This is a genomic window from Rhizobium sullae (genome assembly GCF_900169785.1).
Taxonomy (GTDB): Bacteria; Pseudomonadota; Alphaproteobacteria; order Rhizobiales; family Rhizobiaceae; genus Rhizobium; species Rhizobium sullae.
The window spans coordinates 1-20872 of the sequence record NZ_FWER01000073.1 but is presented as its reverse complement, the minus strand read 5'-3'; the positions used below and the strand labels follow the sequence as shown (position 1 = coordinate 20872).

Annotated in this window: 18 protein-coding genes and 1 pseudogene; 13 read left to right on the top strand and 6 right to left on the bottom strand. The window is 60.3% G+C overall.

What is annotated here, in order from left to right; genetic code table 11:
* The 4 genes and pseudogenes from BN1800_RS43715 to BN1800_RS35475 form a co-directional block, all read left to right on the top strand.
* Positions 1–109, top strand: a pseudogene (locus BN1800_RS43715) (Ldh family oxidoreductase); the annotation flags it as partial.
* Positions 106–1335: an iron-containing alcohol dehydrogenase gene (locus tag BN1800_RS35485; protein ID WP_087004990.1), complete on the top strand. Its 1230-nt coding sequence runs from the start codon at positions 106–108 to the stop codon at positions 1333–1335. The pseudogene BN1800_RS43715 and the gene BN1800_RS35485, both read left to right, overlap by 4 nt.
* Before the next feature lie 15 nt (positions 1336–1350).
* On the top strand, positions 1351–2838 hold the full coding sequence (locus BN1800_RS35480; RefSeq protein WP_087004987.1) for an NAD-dependent succinate-semialdehyde dehydrogenase: 1488 nt from the start codon (positions 1351–1353) through the stop codon (positions 2836–2838).
* Between the two features lie 11 nt (positions 2839–2849).
* A complete protein-coding gene (locus BN1800_RS35475) occupies positions 2850–3686 on the top strand; it encodes an alpha/beta hydrolase (protein WP_087004984.1) in 837 nt (278 codons plus the stop codon).
* A 125-nt stretch (positions 3687–3811) separates the two neighbouring features.
* On the opposite strand, the gene BN1800_RS35470 is transcribed toward BN1800_RS35475, so the two are convergent.
* From BN1800_RS35470 to BN1800_RS35460, 3 genes are all read right to left on the bottom strand, one after another.
* Positions 3812–5701, bottom strand: a complete 1890-nt coding sequence (locus BN1800_RS35470) for a diguanylate cyclase (protein WP_244564776.1) — start codon at positions 5699–5701, stop codon at positions 3812–3814.
* Between the two features lie 724 nt (positions 5702–6425).
* Positions 6426–7889 carry a sulfatase family protein gene (locus BN1800_RS35465; protein ID WP_179213983.1) on the bottom strand — a complete coding sequence of 488 codons (1464 nt, stop codon included), beginning with the start codon at positions 7887–7889 and terminating at the stop codon, positions 6426–6428.
* A gap of 17 nt (positions 7890–7906) precedes the next feature.
* On the bottom strand, positions 7907–8860 hold the full coding sequence (locus BN1800_RS35460) for a dihydrodipicolinate synthase family protein (protein WP_244564775.1): 954 nt from the start codon (positions 8858–8860) through the stop codon (positions 7907–7909).
* Positions 8861–9016: 156 nt separating this feature from the next.
* On the opposite strand from BN1800_RS35460, the gene BN1800_RS35455 reads away from it, so the two are divergent.
* The 7 genes from BN1800_RS35455 (at position 9017) to BN1800_RS35425 (ending at position 16178) form a co-directional block, all read left to right on the top strand.
* Positions 9017–9742 carry a FadR/GntR family transcriptional regulator gene (locus tag BN1800_RS35455; protein WP_087004975.1) on the top strand — a complete coding sequence of 242 codons (726 nt, stop codon included), beginning with the start codon at positions 9017–9019 and terminating at the stop codon, positions 9740–9742.
* 29 nt (positions 9743–9771) lie between these two features.
* Positions 9772–11358 (top strand): ABC transporter substrate-binding protein, encoded by a 1587-nt coding sequence (locus tag BN1800_RS35450; protein WP_087004972.1) that lies wholly within the window; start codon positions 9772–9774, stop codon positions 11356–11358.
* Positions 11359–11428: 70 nt separating this feature from the next.
* Entirely contained in the window at positions 11429–12388 is a 960-nt protein-coding gene (locus BN1800_RS35445; RefSeq protein ID WP_087004970.1) for an ABC transporter permease, read from the top strand.
* Between the two features lies 1 nt (position 12389).
* Positions 12390–13265 carry an ABC transporter permease gene (locus BN1800_RS35440; protein ID WP_027510055.1) on the top strand — a complete coding sequence of 292 codons (876 nt, stop codon included), beginning with the start codon at positions 12390–12392 and terminating at the stop codon, positions 13263–13265.
* Positions 13266–13275: 10 nt separating this feature from the next.
* Positions 13276–14193: a dihydrodipicolinate synthase family protein gene (locus tag BN1800_RS35435; RefSeq protein ID WP_087004967.1), complete on the top strand. Its 918-nt coding sequence runs from the start codon at positions 13276–13278 to the stop codon at positions 14191–14193.
* A gap of 2 nt (positions 14194–14195) precedes the next feature.
* Entirely contained in the window at positions 14196–15206 is a 1011-nt protein-coding gene (locus BN1800_RS35430; protein ID WP_087004993.1) for an ABC transporter ATP-binding protein, read from the top strand.
* A 3-nt stretch (positions 15207–15209) separates the two neighbouring features.
* Positions 15210–16178 (top strand): ABC transporter ATP-binding protein, encoded by a 969-nt coding sequence (locus tag BN1800_RS35425; protein ID WP_027510058.1) that lies wholly within the window; start codon positions 15210–15212, stop codon positions 16176–16178.
* A 150-nt stretch (positions 16179–16328) separates the two neighbouring features.
* Here the strand turns inward: BN1800_RS35425 and BN1800_RS35420 are convergent, their stop codons facing one another.
* Positions 16329–16592 (bottom strand): hypothetical protein, encoded by a 264-nt coding sequence (locus tag BN1800_RS35420; protein WP_027510059.1) that lies wholly within the window; start codon positions 16590–16592, stop codon positions 16329–16331.
* Positions 16593–17177: 585 nt separating this feature from the next.
* Here BN1800_RS35420 and BN1800_RS35410 point away from each other — a divergent pair.
* A complete protein-coding gene (locus BN1800_RS35410; RefSeq protein ID WP_027510061.1) occupies positions 17178–17900 on the top strand; it encodes a response regulator in 723 nt (240 codons plus the stop codon).
* Entirely contained in the window at positions 17897–19462 is a 1566-nt protein-coding gene (locus tag BN1800_RS35405; RefSeq protein ID WP_084606456.1) for a sensor histidine kinase, read from the top strand. The genes BN1800_RS35410 and BN1800_RS35405 overlap by 4 nt, the downstream gene beginning before the upstream one ends.
* A gap of 81 nt (positions 19463–19543) precedes the next feature.
* Here BN1800_RS35405 and BN1800_RS35400 read toward each other — a convergent pair whose 3' ends face one another.
* Complete coding sequence (locus BN1800_RS35400; RefSeq protein WP_087004964.1) at positions 19544–20329, bottom strand: TIGR01458 family HAD-type hydrolase; 786 nt, start codon at positions 20327–20329, stop codon at positions 19544–19546.
* Positions 20330–20598: 269 nt separating this feature from the next.
* Positions 20599–20742, bottom strand: a complete 144-nt coding sequence (locus tag BN1800_RS41780) for a hypothetical protein (protein WP_156915272.1) — start codon at positions 20740–20742, stop codon at positions 20599–20601.
* Between the last annotated feature and the right edge of the window lie 130 nt (positions 20743–20872).

Genomic DNA, 20872 nt, shown 5'->3' with positions numbered 1-20872 from the left:
GCGGGCGGCAGCGAGCCGCAACGGCTTCGATGTCGACCAGCGCCTCTGGGAAGACCTCAACGCGCTTTCCCGCTCCCGAATTCTGGCCTTCGAAGGGCAAAGATCATGAGCCTATTTGCCGTCCTGAGGCTGCCGCGCGAAATCTTGTTTGGTATCGGCCAGCGCCATGCGCTTGCGAGTGTAGCGGGCAGGACCGGCCGGCGCGCACTCGTCTGTACGGACGCGCGTTTTGCCGCGACACCCGTCTTCGCCGAAATGATTGCCGCGCTCGAAGCTGCCGGCATCGTTGTGCTGGTGCATGACCAGACGCTGCCGGACGTGCCGCGCGATACGGTCGCACTTTGCGTCGAGGCCGCGCGCGGCTTTGCGCCCGACATGGTGATCGGCATCGGCGGCGGCAGTTGCCTCGATATGGCCAAATGCGCCTCGCTGCTGCTCACCCATGGCGGCGGGCTCGGCGATTACTACGGTGAGTTCAAGGTGCCGGGACCCGTCCTGCCGGTCATCGCCGTGCCGACGACGGCGGGCACGGGCTCCGAGGTCACGCCCGTGGCGGTCATCTCCGATCCAGACCGCACGCTGAAGGTCGGCATTTCGAGCCCCTACCTCATTGCGGCAGCGGCGATCTGCGACCCGGAACTCACTCTCTCCTGCCCGCCGGAGCTCACCGCAATTGCCGGTGCGGACGCCCTGACCCATGCGATCGAGGCCTTCACCGCGATGCGCCGGCCCGGCGATCCGGAACTCGCGCAGCAGCATGTCTTCGTCGGCAAGAGCGATCTCTCGGACCAGTTCGCGCTGCATGCCATCCGGCTCCTCGGTCGGAGCCTGGAAAATGCCTTCGCCAACGGCTCGGACATCGATGCGCGCGCCGAGGTGATGATGGGCGCGCTCGCGGCAGGCTGCGCCTTCGGCACGGCGGGCACGGCAGCCGCCCATGCGGTGCAATATCCGGTCGGCGCCGTGACCCATACGGCGCACGGCCTCGGCGTCGCGACCATGCTTCCCTATGTAATGACCTATAATCGCCGCGTCGCGAGCGCCGAAATTGCTGTTGTCGGCAGGGCGCTTGGGCTGGATGCCGCCGGTGTGGAAGACGAGGAGACGCTTGCCGATGCGGCAATCGGCGAGGTGAGCCGCCTTTTCGCCGCCATCGGCATCTCGCCGACGCTCGCCACGCTTGGCCTGCCGGAAAACCGGCTCGACTGGACCGCCGAGCAGGCGCTTGGGATTGGCCGTCTGATCAAGAACAATCCGCGTTCCCTGGATTCGGCCGCCATGCGCGGCCTGGTGCGCGCCGCCTATGATGGCGACCTGGCCGCTTCCGCCCTCTGACCTTGAGAAAACATCATGAACGTCAACCAGCATTCTTCGCAGCCCGGCCACGATCGCTTCGGGTTCAGCTCGTTCTCCGATGGCCTTTATATTGGCGGCGCCTGGCGGTCTGCCGCGGGCGAGAGCCGGATCCAGGTGATCGATCCCTCGACCGAGGCAGTCATTACCGCGGTGCCCGATGCGACCGTCGCGGATGCGGCGGCGGCCGTCGAGGCCGCTGCAAGCGCGGCGGAAGGCTGGCGCGAGACGCCGCCGAGAAAGCGTTCCGAGATCCTGCGCCGCTGCTTCGAACTCATGATGGAACGCTCCGAAACGCTCGCCACACTCATTTCGCTCGAGAACGGGAAGGCGTTGCGCGACGCGCGCGGCGAGGTGGCCTATGCGGCGGAATTCTTCCGGTGGAACGCGGAGGAAGCGGTGCGCATCTCCGGCGAGTTCGGCATCGCCCCGTCCGGCACGAACCGGATCGTCGTCGATTACCAGCCCATCGGCATCTGCGTTCTCATCACGCCGTGGAACTTCCCAGCCGCCATGGCGACACGCAAGATCGCGCCAGCCCTTGCTGCGGGCTGCACCGTCATCCTGAAGCCCGCGAGCGAGACGCCGCTGACGGCCTATGCGCTTGCCGCCCTCTACGAGGAGGCTGGCGTGCCGCCAGGCGTCGTCAATGTGCTGACGACATCGACGCCAGGCCCGGTCACCGCCAACTTGCTTGCCGACCCACGCGTTCGAAAACTGTCCTTCACCGGCTCGACGGGCGTCGGCCGTATGCTTCTGGCGGAAGCGGCGAAGAATGTCATCTCCTGCTCTATGGAGCTCGGCGGCAACGCACCGTTCATCGTGTTTGACGATGCCGATATCGACGCGGCGATCGAGGGCCTGATGGTAGCGAAAATGCGCAATGCGGGGCAGGCGTGCACGGCCGCAAACCGCATCTATGTCCAGTCCGGTATCCACGATGTCTTTGCGGAGAAATTCACCCAACGGATGGCCGCCCTCAGGGTCGGCCCGGGTGTGGATTCGGATACGGAATGCGGTCCGATGATCACGCGCAAGGCGGTGGAAAAGATCGACCGGCTCGTTGCGGACGCGATTTCGCGGGGAGCGCGCGTTCTCTGCGGCGGACAGGCACCGGCAGGACGCGGCTTTTTCTATCTGCCGACGGTGCTTGCCGATGTTTCCCCGGCCTCCGACATGGGTTGCGAGGAGATTTTCGGTCCGGTCGCGCCGCTCTACCGTTTCGAGAGCGAGGCAGAGGTCGTCGCCATCGCCAACGATACGGAATATGGCCTCGCCGCTTACATCTATACCCGCGACATCGGCCGTGGCATGCGCGTCGCCTCGAAGGTGGAGGCAGGCATGGTCGCGCTCAATCGTGGACTGGTCTCCGATCCCGCCGCCCCCTTTGGCGGTGTGAAGCAGAGCGGCCTTGGACGTGAAGGAGGGCAGCATCACGGTATCGCGGAGTTCATGGAAGCCAAGTACATTGCGACAAGTTTCTAAAGGAGGAACCTGTGGCCGCCGATCCGTTCCGCATTCGTGACCATGTCGCAGGGTTCGACGACATTGTCGGCGATATCCGTGCCCGCAGCCTTGTCACCCGCCGCACCGTCGCGATGGAGGCCAACGTCGCCTACGGTCGTGAGGCGGGCGAGACGCTCGACATCTTCCTGCCAAATGGTGCCGGCTCGGACATGCCGATCCACATGTTCATCCATGGTGGCTATTGGCGGATGTTCTCCAAGGAGGACTATTCCTGCGTCGCTGAGACCGTCACCCGCGCCGGGGCTGTCGCCGCCATCATCGATTATTCCCTGATGCCCATGGCGAGGATGGACGTCCTAGTCGGTCAGGTCCTGAAAGCCAAGGCTTTCCTGCTGGCGCACGCCGGTCGCTTTGGCGCGACACCGAATAGATTTTCCGTCAGCGGCCACTCCGCTGGTGCACATCTTGCGACCTTTCTCTTCAATCGCTCGGTAGCGCCCTCGGGCGTAATTGCTGCTTTCCTGCTCGGCGGAATATATGATCTCGAACCCTTGCAGACGTCTTTCCTGCGCGACGAGATCGCCTTGAGCGATGAGGAGGTGCGACTGTTTACGCCGATGCGTCAAGAGCACGATCCTGCAACGAGCGTAACTATCATGACCGGCGAGTTGGAAACTAACCCCTTCAAAACCCAGGCAAATGCATTCAGGGACATTCTTGCCGCCCAAGGGCTTGAAGCGCGAGCGTCGCAGGTTGCAGACGGGGATCACATGAGCACGGTACGCGATCTCGCCGTCGCTGGCACACCTGTAGCGGCGGCATTGCACGCCTTTATTGCCAATGATGCCAGCGAGAAACCGCGGTGATGCACCTGTCTTCGTTAAGATTCTTGGCCACGAGCCGATGGCCCGCTTGCAGAACCGCCTAGGAGAGGGCGCGACCGATGCCGCGCGAGCTTCCGGTGACCCCGCGGAGGTCGGCAGGTAGATTATCACCCTGCTCTTGCAGCCGATATCTGGTCGGTAGGGGATTGCACCTTGATCTGATTGCGGCCCTGTTCCTTTGCCGCGTACAAAGCCGCATCCGCTGCCGCCAGGAGCCTTTGCGCGTCGGTCTGCGAGACGCCTCCTTCGGTCGAAGATATGCCGATGCTGGCCGTCACCCTGCCGAATTCGCTGGTTGCATGGGGAAGATTTTTCTGGCTGAGGAGGCGCCTGAATTCTTCCGCCACAGCCATGGCCCCGGTTTCATCGGTGTTCGGAAGCAATACCACGAACTCCTCGCCACCATAACGCGCGACAATATCAGTCGACCGTTTCACCGATTTTCCCAGACAGTTCCCCACGGCACGCAGGCATTCGTCGCCGGCAAGATGACCGTAGGTATCGTTGTACAGTTTGAACCTGTCGACATCGATCATCAGAACGCTCAAGGGGGCGTCGGTTTCACGACACTTCTCCGCCTCGTGCGCGAAGGCGGCGTCAAAGGCTCTGCGATTTGCCAGGCTCGTTAAACCGTCCGTGTCGGCGAGCGATCTCAGTTGCTGTGCAGAAAGCTGGAGCGCCGCTTCAGCCTGTTTCGTCACGGTAATGTCCGACACAACCACCATAGCTGTCCCGTCATGCGCAAGACGCGTCTTGAGGGCGCGCCAATCACCGTTCTTGAGCTGGATCTCCTCGTCCTTGTTCATATGCAAGGTCGCCGCCGCCGCTTCGATCCACTTCTCTGGCGTCTCCTCCGGCAAGCCGATCCGTTCACCGGCTTCGATTATGCGTTGAAGAATTTTCGTGATGTGCGCACCAATGACCCGCGCGTCGCGCGACAACGGGAAGGCGTTCCGATACTGCTCATTGCAAAAGATAAGAAAGCCTTTCTTGTCGAACATTGCGAAGCCTTCGGACATGCCATTCATGGCAAGCGTCAGCAGGTTCCGTTTTTCACGGAGCTCGCGCTCGAGGTCGACGCGCTCGGTAATGTCCCGTGTCACGCCCGCAAGACCGATAATCTGCCCTTCGCTGTCCCGGAGGGGAACTTTTGATGCCAGCAGGTGGCGGTCTCCCATGCGCTCGAGGAAATCGACAAGCGGCTTGCCAGTACGAATGATCTCTTGCTCTCGATGGTACAAGTCTTCCGCGTCCGGAGCCGTGCGCAAACTGAAATCCGAAAGTCCGAACATCTCAGCCGGCGAGGAGAAGTGAAAAAGGCGCGCCATGTTGTTGTTGACAGCAATAAACCGGCTGTCCCGGTCCTTCACATAGAGATAGTCGGGCGATTGTGAGAAAGCGGTTTCCAGCACCTGCCGTTCCAGCTTCAATCTGGCCGTCTTCAGCATGATCAGACCACAGACGATCGTGGCCAGACAGTTCATGAGGACAAGCGGACCGCCAAAAGCCGACGCCGCTCCCGACTTTGTGAGGCTGGGCAGGGTCACCAACATAATGGACAATCCGAGCCCAAGCCCCGTGGTGACAGCCGCGAGCTTGTAAATGTCAGCCGTTTGCCGTCGAAAGGCGAAATGGCCTACCGCGCCTATGGCACTGATGACCAGTATCGCAACGACGCCGTCGAAGGCTCCGGCACCACCGGCGGTGCCCCGGAAGACGATCGCCGGAATTGCCGCAATCGCAGCCGCAAGCGCGCCGCCAAAAAGCCCTGCAAGTGCAAGTGGCGCGAAACGCAGATCGATGTAGATGCCGGACCCGAATTGGATCGCAAGCATCATGGAGCCGACGGACGTGATGCCCGCGATAATTCCCCAAAGAGGCCTTCCAAGCCCGATCAGCGATTTCTGATACCAGGTCGAAAAGTGCGCCCACATGGCAACGGCAAGCGTCACAAATGCAAGATTGCCTGCGAATTGCTCCCAACTGCCTGACGTCATCTTTTTTCCTACAGCTCGGCTGAATCCCGGTTGTATCATCAGACTGGTTTGCGATGGATTAACCTGCTTCAGAGGTATGGCGCAAAAAAAATGGATCCTGCGACGCTTGTAATCGATCGCTTCTTGAAAAGACCGGGGCAGCTGTTCAAGGCAATTACCTCAGCCGCGACATTACTACGGCAGGACGACTGTTAAAAATGCCCGAGCGTGAGAAACAGACCAGCCCAGAACATTGCCGACAATTCGGCGCCCACCAAGAATCCAATCGTTCGATCGTGCATTCGCTTCTCCTCCAGGGCAACTGAGGGGCCGCCGTCGCGTTTCTAATGGTTTCTAACAGGCGAGCCTTAAGTAACTTTCCCAAGCCAGCATATTTACGGATGCTGCAGGAGGCGCGATATCGTGAGATCTCGGGAGGTGAGAGAGGAAGAAGAGAAACCCGAAGCACCGTTTTCAAGTCTTCTGCCACTAAACTTTCATTCAGCGGCGGTTAGAGCCTCGGCCTCTGGTGTCAGTTTGCCACTTGCTCGGTGATAGCAGCTTTGTATCTGGCATCCGTCCCGATCGTCAGTGAGCATTTCGGAGTTTTGAATACGACTTGACAAGGCAAATGGTCGATAGACCAACAGTCGTCGAGCGCGGCTCCCCCGAGAGTGCCCATCCTCGACGACTTTTACCGCGTTACTGCCGAGCCGGTTAAATGGCCACCCCAGGGCGAGGAGTTCTATTTTATTCTGTTTTGCAGCCGCTGGGTCGCGTTGGGAATGGACGAGGTGGCGCGCGGAATTGCTGTCGCTGCTTCATAGTGGAGAAACGAGGTGATGTCGTTAAGCAGCATGAGCTCGATCGCGGCGTAGGTGGGGTCGCCTGAGAGGTTCGCGGTCTCTCGTGGGTCGGTCTGCAGGTCGAAAAGCTCTCGTTGGCTCGAGCCGTCGCTGGTGTAGAGAGTAAGCTTGAAGCGTTGGTCTCGCGCCATGGTCGCCTGCATCGACGGATCCCAGAGGCTGCCGCTGTCGTTTACGCCGGAGTTGCGGTAAGCACAGATTGCGCTGCTGCGCTTCGTTGCGTTCTGCGATGCCATGGCCACGAGGTCCTCGCTCTCGGGGCATGATTGCGTGTCGAGGCCCGCTGCCGCAAGACATGTGGCCGCAACGTCGCGGCCCTGTGCAAGTGCAGTGCATCGGGTGCCGGCGGCGAGATGACTTGGCCAGCGCAGGAGCAGCGGCACTCCGACCGTAGGCTCGTAGAGCGCGGCTCCCTTGACGAAGAGCCCATGGTCGCCAAGCTGGTCGCCGTGGTCGGACATGAAGATGACCAGCGTATCCTTAGTCAGACCCGCATCGTCCAGTGCCGTTAGAACTCGGCCGATTTGCTCATCAAGGAACGCAATCGAAACGGCGTAGCCGATGCGGATCTTGCGGATTTCCTCCGGCGAGAAGTCCGTGAAACGTCCGAGATAGGACCCTTGCTGCTCCCTCTGGACGCATTCGGGTTGCGTCGTGCGCGAAACGACCGGATCTGCGATCTTCGCCGCGTCAATTCGATGCCGAAACGTGGAGGGATAATCCTCATAGGGATCGTGGGGATCAAACAGGCTCATCAGGCAAAAGAACGGCTGCCGTTCTGCTTGCATCGACTGGATGAACGCGATGGTCCGGTCCGCTGCCCACCTGCTCATGTGCAGGTCCTCGGGATGATGAAGTTCGCGGCGGCCGTTGCGCTGAAGGGCTGCGAGGAAGTCCGGCCCAGTTTCGCGAAGCCAGGCGGTATAGCCGTTGAAGGGGCTCTGCATGGCGACCGACGGTTCCAGGCACCATTCATAGATATCGAAACCGTCATGCGGGTGCCGATGGTCTGCCTCCTGCACCCGGCTGCTGACGTGCAGCTTGCCAAAAAGCGCGGTCCGATAGCCAGCCTCCTGTCGCAGCCGCTCAGTGAACAACGTCTCGTCTAGCGGCAGGTTATCGTGCACCCGCAGCACCCCGTGACCTGGCACCGGCTTGCCCGTCAAGATGCTGGCGCGTGACGGGGTGCAGATGGGATTGTCGACCGTGCAGCACTCAAAAACCGCACCGGCGTCGCCGAGCCGGTCGAGATTGGGAGTAGGGATCCAGTCGCAGCCATAGACGCCAAGCGTATCTCGACGCTGCTGGTCTGTCATTATCATCAGAATGTTTGGCGGTATCATGATGTTTACCTCGATGATTACGGCATAATTTCCGGGAGGGCGGCCCTGGCTTTTTCCCGCAATTCCGGAACGATCGAGGGATCGATCCAGCGATACGGCCGGCGGAGCCGCGTGCCGATGTCCGCCCATCCTCCGATCGCTGCCAACAGCTTGTCCAGTGCGGCGTTCGAATAGCCGTGCACTTTTGCCAGGGGCGCTATGTGGACTTCAAGGAAGGTGCGCAGCCGCTTCTCCACCTCGAGCGACTGAGCGATGTCACTGGCCATCAACGCGGTCCATCGTTGAGCCCCCGAGGGGCTCAGGCAGGCAACGTTCGAGAACGCCCCAACCGCGACGCCTTGTTCGACGCCTGTCGCAAGATGATGGCCCGGAACATAAATTCCCCACGCGTCGAGCCACTGACGGGCTTGCTCGTACCAGGATGATTCTCCGTCTCCGAGCTTGATGCCGACGATCTGCGGTACCGGTGCGAGGATCGCAGCCAGTTCGGTCGGGGCAAAGACACGCTTGGAATGCGGTGGCTGGTAGAGAATCATCGGTACCGAACCGGCTGCTTCAGCAGCCATCCTGAGGAAATCTGTCGCCTCCGCCCCTGTCACCGGCCACCAGTCGGGAAGGATCACCTGGATTGCCTCCGGCTTGAGCTTTGCCGCCCGACGCACGCGTTCAAGGGATATCCGGGGATCAGCCTGGCAGGCGCCGACGACAAAAGGCGTCGCAGCGGCGCTGCAGCGATCTGCCAGCAGTTGTTGGATATCGTCGAACTCGGCCTCTGTTTGATTGTGGAATTCACCCGCAGTGCCGTTGGAGTAGATACCGTCCACACCGGCCGCGATCAGCTCGTCGATTTCATCAGTGAGGCGCGAGAAATCGATCGAATCGTCCTCGTTTATCGGCAGCAGCAGCGTCGCCCAATTTCCTCGAATGCGGCCCCATCGGCCATCCTGCCGTTCGAATTTTGCAATTGCCACATCCACCTCCCTTTTGCGGCACCCGGATCCGCGCGGGGCTGCCAGCGGCAAGCCGTCTCTCCCCACTCAAATCTATCTTTCATATATCGACTTGCAAGATATCCTACAAGTCGATATACCTAGCGCATCGAAGCGAAATTGCACTGGGGGTCATTCTTGGCCAAGCCGATAAAGCCGCTGGAGCGCCCGCCGCTTCTGCACGTCAGCGTTCAGGAGAGCCTGCGCAGCTATATCGAGGACAATAATCTTGCGGCTGGTGCTGCTCTGCCGCCTGAGACTTTCTTGGCGCAGCAGTTGGGGGTCGGTCGAAATTCCGTGCGTGAGGCGATCAAGGCGCTGGAATCGGTGGGCATCCTTGAGACGCGGCGCGGCATCGGCGTTTTCGTCAAGAAATTTTCGTTTGGGCCGCTGCTGGATAACCTCGCCTACGGGCTGCAGGCGTCGCTGCGCGATGTCGAGGAGCTGCTGGAGATCCGCCGCGTGCTGGAAGCCGGCCTCATCGACAGAACCATCGAGATGATGGACGAGCAGGACCTTGCCGAGCTTCGGCGCATTACCGATCGCATGCGCCAGCACGCCGAACAGGGTGAAAGCTTTGCCGAAGAAGATCAGCAATTTCATCAGCTTCTGTTCCGCTGCCAGAACAACAAGATGCTGAGCGCGCTGATCGATATCTTCTGGTCTGCTTTCTACAAGGCCTCGGGCTTCGCAAATCTGGCCAGTCCTAACCCCCTGGCGACCTGGCGGGATCATCATGAGATCGTCGAGGCCGTGGCGGCCAGAGATGTCGAGGCTGCGCGCAAGCGTCTGAGCGAACACTATTCCGGAATTAGGCGAGTCATCGCGATGAACCGGCCCGAGGGGGCTGAGCCGGTCCAGTAACAAAATAAACAACACAAGAGGAGGAGAGCATGCATCGACGGAATTTCGGCCGCCTTCTGGCAGCGGCGACCTTTGCTTTAGCCGTCACCACGGCGATGGTGCCTGCGCCGGTTGCGGCGCAGACGGAAAAGACCATTACCGGTGGCTTTGACGTCGGGCCGGGCGGTTTCCCCGGCAACTTCAACCCGCAAACCGCCACCGCCGGCTTCACCTGGCTCAACACTTACTTCGAGCCGCTGGTCATCTACACGTCCGATCTCTCAAAGCTTGTCGGTGCGCTGGCATCCGATTTTACCGTCGGCGAAGACAATCTGACCTACACATTCAAGCTTGTCGAAACGAATTGGCACGACGGCAAGCCTTTCACGTCGGCAGACGTCAAGTTCACTCTGGAACTCGCCAAGAACGCCGAGAGCGGCAGTATTTTCGCCGCGCGGCTCGCTGGCATCGCATCGATCGAAACGCCTGACGAGCACACGGCCGTCGTCAAGCTTAGCAAACCCAACTCGGCATTCCTGTCCGTCTTGTCGCAGGTGATGATGCTGCCGGAACACGCCTTGTCGTCCATGGACGTCAAGGAAATTGCCAAGAGCCCGTGGTGGTCGACAAAGCCGGTCGGCACCGGTCCTTTCAAGTTCACGAAGTATGTCAGCGATCAGTATGTCGAAATGGCGGCCTATGACGGCTATCGGGGCGGCAGGCCGAAGGTTGATCGCCTGATCAACCGGTATTTCGCTAATCCCGCTGCAGCCGTCTCGGCGCTTTCGGCGGGAGAAATCCAATTCACCTTCGCCGAACCCGACGACGCCAAGACCTTCAAGGGCAATGACAACTTCCGTGTCATTGAAGGCGACTCCTATGTCGTGAACTACATCGGCTTTAACCACAGGGCTGGAATCTGGAACGACCTTCGCGTGCGTCAGGCGGTCATGCATGCCATCGATCGAAACGCGATCATCTCAAGCTTGTTTGGCGGCGCGGCCAAGCTGGCCAACTGCGGCTATGTCGCGCCGCAGCTCGTTCCGAAGGATCTGAGCGACTATGCCTATGACCCGCAGAAGGCGAAAGACCTGCTCGCGGAAGCCGGCTGGGAGAAGATCAATGGCGACAAACCGATCCCGTGGCTGACCTATTATAATACGCCGCAGGTCGCCAACGTCATGGCCGCGATCCAGGCGATGTTGGCGCAGGTAGGCATCAACGTGGTTCCGCGCGCCCTCGACGTCCCGAGCTACAACGGGATCGTGCGAAGCGAAAAGTGGCCGGACTTCCCGCTGGTCTATGCCGGGCTGCAGAACGGGCCAAACCCCGCCTCGCTCAACGTCGGCTTGAATGCCGCCCAGATACCGCCAGCCGGCAACAACATCATGCGTGTCGAGATGCCTCAGCTCACCGAGGCATTGAACACCGCGATGGCGGAAACCGATCCGGCCCAGGCGGATGCCAAGTGGCAGCAGGTCTGCAGGGAAATGAACGCTCAACTTCCCTGGAGCCCGATGTGGGTCGCAAGCCGCTATGGCGTCGTGTCAGGCAAGCTCCAGGACTTCTTCTGGACGCCGGCTCCCGGTGGCGGTCCGTTCGTCTCCCATCCCGAGAAGTGGGATATCGCTCCATAATGTGCGGGTGAGCCGAGGCGGTCGGACTATCATGTCCGGCCGCATCTCGAGCTGGCCCTGTTGGTGAAACATGCTGCAATACATCCTCCGCCGAGCGGCTGTCGGCCTGCTGATGCTGCTGGCGCTGACCGTCCTCATCTTCACGCTGCTGCGGCTTACGCCCGGCGACCCCATCGATGCCTATATCAACCCATCGGTCCCGATGTCGGCCTCGGACCTTGTGGTGCTGCGCACGCGCCTTGGTCTCGACCAGCCGCTGCCGGTGCAGTATCTCGCCTGGCTGGGTGCGGCCGTTACCGGAGATTTCGGCTATTCGATCCAGCGCGGCGGCGAACCGGTCTTGCCGCTTGTCCTCGGCCGCATCGGACCGACGATCCTGTTGATGTTCAGCGGGCTTGCCATCTCCGTCGTCGTTGGAATTGCGACCGGCATTCTTGCCGCGGTCCGGCGCAACGAGCTCACCGATCTCTCGCTTTCAACAGCGGCTTTCGTCGGAATTTCGAGCCCGGCCTTCCTGACGGCGCTGCTGGGGCTCTACATGTTTGCGGTCGTCCTGCGGTGGGTGCCGGCCGGCGGGATGCTGACGCCAGGCGCTCCCTTTTCCGTCGGCGACCTGATGGCGCACCTCATCCTACCGGCCGTCCTGCTGTCAATCGGCCATGGTGCGCTGATCATGCGGTACATGCGCTCTTCGCTGCTTGAGGTGGTGTCGCAGGATTACGTGCGCACGGCGCGCGCCAAGGGCGTCCGCGAGTTCTGGGTCATCGTCAAACATGCTGTGCGCAATGCCTTGCTGCCGGTGATCACGTTGATCGGGTCGACCATCGGCATCGCCATCGGCGGTGCCATCTTCATAGAGAGCGTTTTCGACTGGCCGGGCATGGGCCTCTTGATGATCAACGCGGTCGTCCGGCGCGACTATCCCGTGATCATGTGTGCGACGCTGCTCACCGGCGCCTGCGTCATACTTGTCAACCTGCTGACCGACATCGCCTATGCCGCCGTCGATCCGCGTATCAAGGTAGCGTGAGATGACCAGCTTGACGAATACCCGTTCGGCCGGCCCCATCCGTCGTGCTATGTCGCGCTTTCTCAACAACGGAGCGGCCGTGGCCGGTTCGGTTATCCTGATTCCGATCCTGCTGCTCACGCTCACCTATGACCTATGGTGGCCTTACAGGCCCAATGACATCGACCTGTTGGCAATGAATCACGGCCCCTCATCGACCCATTGGCTTGGAAGCGACGGCGTGGGGCGCGATATCATGGCGCGGCTGTTGCAGGGCGGGCAGACCTCGCTGCTGGTAGCAACCACCTCGATGGCGATTTCCACGTTCATCGGTTTCTTCGTCGGAGCGGTCGCCGGCTTCGCTGGGCGCGTCGTTGATGGTGTAACGATGCGGCTGGTAGACCTTGCCATGACCTTGCCGCCAGTTATTTTCCTCCTGGTCCTCGCCTCGATCGTCGGTAGCGGCATCATGCCGACGATCCTCGTGATTTCGCTGCTCTCGTGGCCGGTTCTCTCGCGCATGATACGGGCCCGGCTGCTGGAACTGCGTGAGCGGGACTTCGTCGTGGCGTCACGCGGCATGGGCGCCGGCCTCTGGCACCTTTTGGTTCGGCATGGCCTGCCCAATACGATCGATATTCTCGTGGTCTATGCCACCCTGCAGGTGGCGAGCGGGATCCTGCTGGAGGCAGGCCTCTCATTCCTTGGGCTCGGCGTCACGCCACCGGAAGCGAGCTGGGGCAATATGCTGAACGCCGCCCGCGCGACCAACGTGCTCGAAAATTATCCCTGGCAATGGATGTTCCCTGGCGCGGCGCTCGTCGTAACCGTTCTCGCCATCAACTTCGTGGGTGATGGGCTTCGCGATGCCTTCGACCCGCGCTCCGAACTTAACTGAAAGGTCGCACATGCCCCTGTTTACCGGCGTCATTCCACCCGTCGTCACTCCGCTCACCACGGCTTTCGAAGTGGATTATCCTTCATTCACACGTGTCATCAACCATCTGCTCAATGGTGGCGTGCACGGCCTGTTCGTTCTCGGATCGACCAGCGAGGTCGTGTTTCATGACGAAGCCGCGCGGCGGCGCATCATCGAACATGCGGTGGAGCAAGTGCGCGGCCGCGTGCCGATCTTGGTTGGCGTAATCGATCCAACGACAGAGCGCGTGATTGCCCACGCAAGGGTAGCGCAATCGGCGGGTGCCGATGCGATTGTCGTGACTGCGCCGTTCTATACGCGCACCAATCAATCCGAGACCATCGATCACTTTCGCTATATCCGGGAGGCGGTCGACATACCGGTGATTGCCTACGACATACCGGTCTGCGTCGGCACCAAGCTCGAACGTCGGACCACCGTCACGCTCGCCCGTGAAGGCACGATCGCTGGGCTTAAAGATTCAAGCGGTGATGATGGCAATCTTCGCTATGTCATGACCGACACGGCTGATTTACCCAACTTCTTCGCCATGACCGGATCCGAGATCGTGGCCGACAGCGTCGTGAACATGGGAGCGCATGGCATCGTGCCCGGCCTCGGCAATGTCGATCCGCACGGCTATGTGCGCCTCTGGAATCTATGCCAGGCGGGCGATTTTATCGCGGCGCGCCGGGAGCAGGAGCGGCTTTGCCAGCTTTTCGAGATGGTCTGGGTCAGCCTGGCGAGGACCAGTGCAGGCTCCGCGGGCGTCGGTGCCTTCAAGACCGCGATGCGCAGGCTGGGGGTCATCGACACCAACATCATGGCCCGTCCGCAACGATCCCTCAACGACGAAGAGGCGGCGATCATCGATCGCATTCTGCGCCAAACCGGGCTTTTGGATTGATGATGAGCACCGAGCCGATCCTCGACATTTCGGGACTGACCACGGAGTTTCACATCGCCGATCGCGAGGTCGTCGCCGTGCGCGACCTCCATCTCACTGTGGCGACGGGAGAAACCGTTGCGTTGGTGGGAGAGTCCGGCTCGGGAAAGTCGGTAACGAGTTTGTCGATCATGGGTCTCCTGCCGCGCGGCGTCGGCCGTATCGCCGCGGGCACGCTTCGCCTCAGACGAAAGACGGGAGAAGTCGTCGAACTGCAAGCCATTGGCGGCGAGGCACTGCGCCGCGTGCGCGGCAACGACATGGGTATGGTGTTTCAAGAACCGCTGACCAGCCTCAACCCGGTCTATACAATCGGTGAGCAGATCGCCGAACCAATCCGCATTCATATAGGCAAGTCCCGTCGCGAGGCCTTGTCGGATGCCATCCAGTTGCTGGAGGATGTCGGCATTCCCGACCCGCGCCGGCGTGCCGGACAATATCCGCACGAACTATCGGGCGGCATGCGGCAGCGCGCGACCATTGCCATGGCACTGTCATGCAATCCGACGCTGCTGATCGCCGACGAGCCCACGACGGCCCTCGATGTTACCATCCAGGCGCAGATCCTCGATCTGCTCACCCAGCTGCAACAGGAACGCGGAATGGGCATGTTGTTCGTCACTCATAATCTCGGGGTTGTTGCCGAGATCGCCGACCGCGTGGCTGTCATGTATGCCGGTTCGCTCGTTGAGACCGGTCGCGTGGCGCGAGTGTTCTCCCATCCGCGCCACCCCTACACCAAGGGGCTGATGCGCTCGGTGCCGCGCCTCGGAACTGCGACGCGTCTCAAGGAAGCGGGTACGCCGCTGCCGACCATCGCTGGATCGGTCCCGAGCCTGATGAACCTCCCCCAGGGCTGTCCATTCGCTCCCCGCTGTCCCTATCGGATAGAGGCCTGCTCGCAGGCTTACCCGCCGCTCGTCGACGCCGGCGAGGGCCAGTTCAGCCGCTGCATCCGGTGGCAGGAGATCTGAAGGATGTCACAGCAACACTTCCTTGAGGTCAGTGGGCTGACCAAAGATTTTGCCCCGGTGGCATTTGGGCGCGGCCCGGTCGTCCGTGCCGTCCGGGATGTCTCGTTCAACATCAGACGCGGCGAAGTCGTCGGCCTTGTTGGGGAATCCGGCAGCGGCAAGACAACCATCGGCCGCATGGTCGCGCAACTGATCGCGCCTACTTCCGGCAGCATTCGTTTTGACGATGTCGAAACGACGAGCCTCACGCGTCAGGAACTCCGCCGCCTGCACGCGCGCGTCCAGTATATTTTCCAGGATCCCTTCGCGAGCCTCTCACCCCGAATGACCATCGGTGAAATCCTCATGGAAGGGCTGGATATCCAGCGGATCGGCAGCAAGTCGGAGCGGATCGCCAAGGCCGCTGAGGCTCTCGCATCGGTTGACCTGCCGCCCGAAGCGATTTCCCGCTATCCGCACGAATTTTCCGGTGGTCAGCGCCAGCGCATCGGCATTGCGCGGGCGCTAACGCTTGGACCTGACCTGCTCGTCGCCGACGAGCCGGTATCGGCGCTCGACGTTTCGATCCAGGCGCAGATCGTCAACCTTCTGCGCGACCTGCAGATACGGCTCGGCCTTACCATGCTGTTCATCGCGCATGATCTTGCGGTCGTCGAATATGTCGCCGATACCGTCGTCGTGCTCTATCTCGGGCGGATCATGGAAATGGCGCCCAGCCGGGAGCTCTATGCAAGCCCGCAGCATCCCTACACGCGCGCCTTGCTCTCGGCCGTTCCATCGCTCGATCCGGCTCGACGCACGAGCCGGCAGATCCTCAAGGGTGATATCCCAAGTCCTGCCAATCCTCCAAGCGGCTGTGTCTTCCGTACCCGCTGCCCGGTCGCGATCGAGGCCTGTGCGAACATAGTGCCACCGCTACGAGAAGGGGCGAAAGGACACTTCAAGGCCTGCATCCGTGACGATCTCGACTGATCGAACAGGAAGGCGGTGAAGGGCCGGTCACTATGGCTTCGAGGGCGATGCATCAACCGGCTATAGGGCAGGCTCGGTCGCGGACTTTTCGATAGATGTCGTTGCCGCCGACCGGCCGCGGCAGGGCGACGGGCCGACCGCCGACGGCGCTTAAGGATTGGCGCACTTGTCAGTTCGAGCCATGTGGCCGCCGTGCTGCTTGGCGACCGAGTTTCGCTCGAGGAGATGTTCAAGCATCGCTTCGTCCAGTCTTGTCCGAAACTCACCTGCGTCGGCTTCTCCTTCGGTCGCAAACTTCATCAAGAACCCTGCGGCTGTGATTGCGGTTCGATCACGGACCGACATATCGTGGTGGGCGCAAAAATCGTTCAGGACCTTTCGCATGATGGTGACCTGCCAAAGTTCGACACTCATGACTTGGTCTCCTTTGCTGAATGCTTCGTTCGAGTTCGCTGAGCGGGTACGGTTGTCAGAATAGGGGGAAGATGTCGCAGGGATGTGCCCGAGATGTCGGAGACCTGTCGCGGCGCCTTGTGGGAGGCGGGTCGAGGCGCGGGAAACTTGATCGGCAGTTGGGAGATACGCTTAAACCGCCGATCTCCCTAGAACACAGACGGTTTCGGCATACTCGGTGCGTCACGAAACGCGCTTGTTGCGCGCTTTTGCGATGCATGACAACAGCAGTGAACTTTGAGACATCTTGTTACAAGCTGGGCTCAGGCAGGTAAATCTTCGCGACAGATAAAGCTGTAGCGTTGCTTCCATGACGACGCGTGACGCACCAAGAGATCGAAAGTAGCGGCGTTTCTCCTGCCCGTGATCTTCCGTCGGCAGTTCTGCCACCCAAGAATTGACGGCCGCTGCGCCGGCAAACATGGCGTTCGTTCGCGCAGGCCCGATCCACAGCAGCACTTTGGGCTGTGAAACTTTGATACATTTTTTCCGATGCGGACGGGTACTCCCTTCTATAAGATGCTGCGATCAGGACGGACATTGCCCATGCAGAAAGCAGCTCACATCGCGGTCGTTGACGACCACCGAGACATCCGGGACCTCGTTGGCAAATATCTTGAAGAGCAAGGTTACCGGGTCAGCGTTGCCGACAGCGGCGCTGCATTGCGTCGTATCATCGAGCGGACTGCCGTTGACCTCGTCGTGCTCGATGTGATGATGCCCGGCGAGGACGGACTTTCAGTCTGCCGCCAACTTCGAGCAGCGACGGACACGCCGATCATTTTTCTGACGGCAATGGCGGAAGATACCGACCGCATCATCGGCTTGGAACTTGGCGCCGACGACTATCTAGTGAAGCCTTTCAACCCACGCGAACTGCTCGCCAGGATTCGCGCCGTGTTACGCAGGGCAAACAGTCTTCCGGCACAGCAGCGCGAATCCACGAAGGCGAAGGTGGTTCGTGTCGGGCATTGGAAACTCAATATGGGCAGACAAGAACTTGCAGGAGATGATGGCGTCGGTGTACCCCTCAGTACCGCCGAGTTTCGTCTTCTCAAGGTCTTCTTGGAACGCCCAGGTCTCGTTCTCAGCCGTGAGCAGCTCCTTGATCTTACTGTAGGCAAGGTGGCGGATATCTTCGACCGTAGCATCGACAATCAAGTGAGCCGCTTGCGGAAAAAGATCGAGCCAGATCCGAAAAACCCCTCGATCATCAGGACCCATTGGGGAGGCGGCTACAGCCTCTCGGTCGAGGTAGGTTATGAATGATCTACTGGTGGAGACGTAGCCTCGCTGCTCAATTCATCGGCTTTACGCTTCTCGCCCTCGTCGTGTCGCAGGCGATTACGTTTCTGATCTCTTGGGATGAGCGCGCCAAGGCTTTGCAGGCCGCGATGAAAAGCGAGTTCTTTAGTCGATCTGCGTCGATAACGCGGTTGATGGAAACAATTGCACCGGAACTGCGCGAGCGAGTGCTGCTGGCAAGCGAGACGAGTTACTCGCGCTTCTGGCTCTCAAATGAGGACATTTCGAATCCTACCGTATGGCGCAGCCGCGCTGTCGAGGAGCTGGCGCGCCCTCTGGATAACTTCGTTGATCTCAGCCAGAAGTTTGGATTGAATGCGAGCTCCGCTGGAGCCCGCCTCAGCGCACAGGATGTTGCAAAGGCAAATTCTGGTGAGAACTGGACCAGCCCCATGCAGGTGCTTTGGAACCAGCCTCAGCCTGCAAAGTTCGTCTACTTTGATGGCCGTAGCGGATATGGCCTGGCCATCAGGTTAAATGACGGTGTCTGGTTGAACTGCGCCTACCACAAGGTGGACACTACATCCTGGTGGAACTCGAAGTCGTTGACATCCCTGGGAACAACCGCCCTGATTCTATCGCTGATCGGCGTCTTCATAGCCAGCCGGATTGCCCGCCCGTTGCGGCGCCTTGCGGTGTCGGCGGAAGCTTTGGGCAGAGGCGAAAACCTGCCACCGCTTCCGGAGGAAGGACCTGACGACATTCGTCGCACTTCAGAGGCTTTCAATCGAATGCAGCAACGCCTTCACCGATTTGTCGAGGACAGGACCCGGATGCTGGCTGCAATTGGACACGATCTCCGCACGCCGTTGACGTCTCTGAGACTAAGGGCGGAATTCGTCAAGGATGCCGAAGTTCAAGAGAAGATGGTCTCTACCATCGACGAACTCCGGAGCATGACCGAGGCAGCCATCTCATTCGCGCAGGGCGAGTCGACCGTGGAGGAGACGAGAGCCATCGAACTGCAGGCGCTTGTTAGCAGTATTTGTGACGACCTCGCCGATATTGGCCTGCCGGTGGTGTATATGGACGGAGATAAGACGACTTATCGGTGCCGTCCAGATGGTCTCCGCCGCGCAGTCCGCAATTTGGCGGAAAATGCGGTCCGCTACGCCGGCCACGCCAGAGTTTATGTCCAGCAGTCGGCCGCCGGCGTGGATATCGTGGTTGAAGACAACGGCCCAGGCATCCCAGAGGGCATGACCGATAAGGTATTTGCTCCGTTCTTTAGGCTGGAAACATCTCGGAACCGGGACACAGGAGGCGTTGGGCTGGGCCTGTCAATCGCTCGTGCGGTGGCGCGCCAGCATGGCGGCGATATCGCGCTATACCCCAACAATCCCGGACTCAAGGCAGTCATTTCGCTTCCAAAGGAAGGTCGCGTTGATCCGCCGTCGTCAAAGCGAAGCCGAAATAGCAAGAGCGCGATTTCGCTGAAACGCCCGGCCCGCAATAACACCGTTCCAGCCGCCGAACCGCAGGCGCCCGCTCGTGCGTCGCTCTCGTTGCCCCGGCCGAAGACGTAGTCCAGCCTTAAGCAGTGGAGACCGCCAATATAGCGCGCGGTAGCCGCCCCAAAACGCCTCTGAGCAGAGGAATGCTCGGTATCATTCCCTCCGCCAAGTGTTGTGTTCCGCGAGAATCCAGTCGGCCGCGGCGGAAATATCGTCGACCGTCGCAGTTGGCGGCGGCCTGAACCGGGTTTCGTCCCCCGGACGATACTTGCCCGTGCGGACGAGCAGCGCCTGGGAAAGTCCGGCCTGTAGGGCGCCCGCAACGTCGGTTTCCGCGTCGTCGCCGACCATTACGGCCTCCGCCTTCGAACAATTCATGCTAGCGAGCGCCAATAGGAAGAATTCGGGGGAAGGCTTTCCCAAAATGATAGCGCGCTTTTGGCTTGCGAACTCCAGTGCCGTAATGAATGCGCCCGCATCGAGACTGAGCTTTCCATCAGCATCCTGGAAAGTCCGGTTTGGCGCGAGCCCGAGGAATTCGGCATCCTCGATCAATTCTCGAAAGGCCGCGTTCAATGTCTGGTAATCGAAAGCCTCGCCGGCATCGCCGACAACAAGAGCCTTCCCTTGCCCTCCTGCCAAGCCTTGGAAATCCGGCACGAGGTCGGGGTGAACCAGAAGGTATGGCGATCGATCGTGTTCCTCGAGCCACTTCCGCGCAGCTTGCGCAGGCGTGAAGAACTCGTCACCTGTGACAGAAAGCCCAAGTCCGTCCAGCCGCTTTAAGATTGCCTGCTTGTTCGAGCGCGTCGTATTGCTCACGAACCGGATAGGAAGGCCGGCTTCGCGCAAGCGCGCGACAGCATCTGTTGCGCCCGGTATGATTTCCTCGCCGTCATAGATGACGCCAGCGAGATCGAGAAGTACGCCGCTAATCATAGAAGGAGAATGAACGCCGAAGCATCGTGCGTCAAATTTGTGAAGGAACTGGTCACGTTAGCAACGGCAAAGCATTACACGGTGGCGGAGACTCGCAAGAGAAGCGCGAGTAGTATGATGCCGACCAAACCGGCGATGAATACCAAGCGCTGCCAACGCCTCTTCAGGATGATTTCACCCTGGCGGACGTCTTCAGCAGAGAAAGTCGGGGGCGGCTTCTTAGTTTGGTCTGGCCTCTGCTGCTTGTTCATCCATACTCTGCCTTTTCATCACTGCGACAGGTTCTGTGCGGGAGGGGTGGGTGGCTGCCCTTGTTGCTCAGGTATATTGCTGCCAAATGGATTGATGATGAGCAAAACAAAAGCGATCACCAGAACGACAACAAGTCCGATGACGACGTGTCGGGTGCGCATGGGCCTTCTCCTTTTGGTGCGCTTTCGCAAGGACCGATGGTCCTTACTATTTTCGCTTCTCCGCAAGCACCCGTGCCAGGGCATCTTTGAGAATTGCGCGGATCTCGTCGTTCGCTAAGCCTTGAATTGC